The organism is Psychroflexus sp. MES1-P1E, assembly GCF_002836055.1.
Taxonomy (GTDB): Bacteria; Bacteroidota; Bacteroidia; order Flavobacteriales; family Flavobacteriaceae; genus Psychroflexus.
In genome coordinates this window covers 1-2,157 of record NZ_PJBS01000252.1, presented here as the reverse complement: position 1 = coordinate 2,157, position 2,157 = coordinate 1, and the positions used below count along the sequence as shown (strand labels likewise).

3 protein-coding genes and 1 pseudogene are annotated in these 2,157 nt (G+C 31.9%); all 4 read left to right on the top strand.

Annotated elements, in window-relative coordinates:
• Positions 1-194: pseudogene (locus CXF67_RS09470) on the top strand (hypothetical protein); the annotation flags it as partial.
• Positions 195-258: 64 nt separating this feature from the next.
• A complete protein-coding gene (locus CXF67_RS09465; protein ID WP_102088540.1) occupies positions 259-1,233 on the top strand; it encodes a YpdA family putative bacillithiol disulfide reductase in 975 nt (324 codons plus the stop codon).
• Positions 1,220-1,912 carry an SDR family oxidoreductase gene (locus CXF67_RS09460; RefSeq protein WP_102088539.1) on the top strand — a complete coding sequence of 231 codons (693 nt, stop codon included), beginning with the start codon at positions 1,220-1,222 and terminating at the stop codon, positions 1,910-1,912. Before CXF67_RS09465 ends, CXF67_RS09460 begins: the two co-directional genes overlap by 14 nt.
• Positions 1,913-1,984: 72 nt before the next feature.
• Positions 1,985-2,137: a hypothetical protein gene (locus tag CXF67_RS18225; protein WP_180957946.1), complete on the top strand. Its 153-nt coding sequence runs from the start codon at positions 1,985-1,987 to the stop codon at positions 2,135-2,137.
• The last annotated feature ends 20 nt before the right edge of the window (positions 2,138-2,157 follow it).

The window sequence follows — 2,157 nt, the reverse complement described above, 5'->3', positions numbered from 1 at the left end:
TTATTCATTCACAAATGCGAATTTATAGTTTTTTAGGTATGGAAGGCATTGATAAACTCCAATGGATCATGGAGCATGAACCTAAATTACTGTCGCGTATTTCGAGTAAGGCAGTTGCATCCTATTTAGGCATGACCAATTCTACGTTGAGTAAGTTGAGAGCAAAACTAAATAATATGGAAATGTTGACATAAGACAATCTTTCTTATTTCAAGCATCTTTAATTTCGCACTCAGGAAAGTGTAAGTTATTTAATCGATGAAAAAGATAGATGTTATAATCATAGGGGGAGGGGCGATAGGAATTGCCTGTGGAATTGAAGCAGTTAAGGGAGAACTCTCCAATTTAATCATAGAAAAGGGATGTATCGTAAATTCTTTATACAATTTTCCACAAGGGATGATTTTTTTTTCGACTTCAGATAAATTGGAAATTGATGATATTCCGTTCATAAGTAATAACGAAAAACCCTTAAAATCAGAAGCATTAGAGTACTATAGGCGCATTACCCATTCTCGAAAATTAAATATTAATCTTTTTGAAGAAGTAGAAACAATAGAAAAGCAGGACGAAGCATTTAGGGTGAAAACAACTCGATCATCCTACTTGGCTAAAAATGTAATAATTGCTACAGGTTTTTATGATATTCCTAATAAGATAAATATTCCTGGAGAAAATTTACCCAAAGTTTCACACTATTATAAAGACCCACATTTCTATGCACATCAGAAAGTTATTGTAGTGGGTTCGAGTAATTCTGCGGTAGATGCCGCACTGGAAATATATAGAAAAGGAGGTGATGTTACAATGATTATTCGTGATACAGAAATAGGTTCGCGAGTAAAATACTGGGTAAAACCGGATATAATAAATAGAATAATGGCAGGAGACATAAATGTGTTTTTTAATTCGGCATTGAAAGAAATTAAGGAAGATGAAGTAATTATTAATTCTATAGGAAAAACAATAATCATTAAAAATGATTATGTGTTAGCTTTAACAGGATACAAACCAAATTTTGATTTTATTCAAAAAATAGGCATCAAAATTTCCAATAATGACAAAAAATCACCTCAGTACAATAATGAAACAATGGAAACTAATATTAAAGGAATGTATCTCGCAGGAGTTGTTTGGGGTGGAATGGAAACTCACAAATGGTTTATTGAAAATTCAAGAATACATGCCTCATTAATAGTACGAAATATTAAATTAAAAAATGAATTTAAATAACAAAGTAGCCATACTTACAGGGTCTAGTAGAGGAATTGGACTCGCGACAGTAATGGCTTTACTCGATAATGGTGCAAGTGTAGCTGGTTGGAGTCGTTCACATACAGAAATTAAACATCCAAATTTTAAATATATTCAGGTAGACATTAGTGATGTCAAATCAGTAGAGAATGGCTATAAAGAAACCACATCACATTTTGGAAATGATATTCATATCCTAATTAATAATGCTGGTTTGGGTTATTCGTCTCTCTTCGAAGATTTAAAAATAGAAGAATGGCAACAATTGTTCGATACCAATGTAAATGGTATTTTTTATACCTCTCGTTTAGTTTTACCTCAAATGAAAAAAATAGAATATGGACACATTATTAATATTTCATCTGTTGCTGGGAATACGGGTATTGAAACCTTAAGTGGATATTGTGCTACTAAATTTGCAGTAAGAGGGCTTTCTAAAGCATTATATAAGGAAGTAAGAAACCACGGAATAAAGGTAACCTGTATATATCCAGGTTCAGTACGAACAAATTTCTTTGATGAAATTGATGGTGCAACAGCAAATGAGAATATGATAAAACCTGAAGATATCGCAAGCACAATTTTACACTGTTTAGTGTCATCGCCTAACTACCATCACGTAGAAATTGAAGTTAGACCTTTACATGTGAAAAAATAATGAAAGCAAGACTATACTAGATTCTTGCGACTATTTTTTTAAGACTGAATTTTTCACTTAGCAAAAATAATATTGAAAGAAGTAGGTTTCATTGAAGCAGGTTTTTGGCGTTTCTTATTTGGAGTTGGTGCATTGGTTATGTTAGGATTCAAAAAATTACCCAGCTCACAATTAATCATTAAAAATGTAAAGGGCATTTTTTTAATAGCTGGATTCAAGTCATAAATGCAACTTGATTGTTAAAA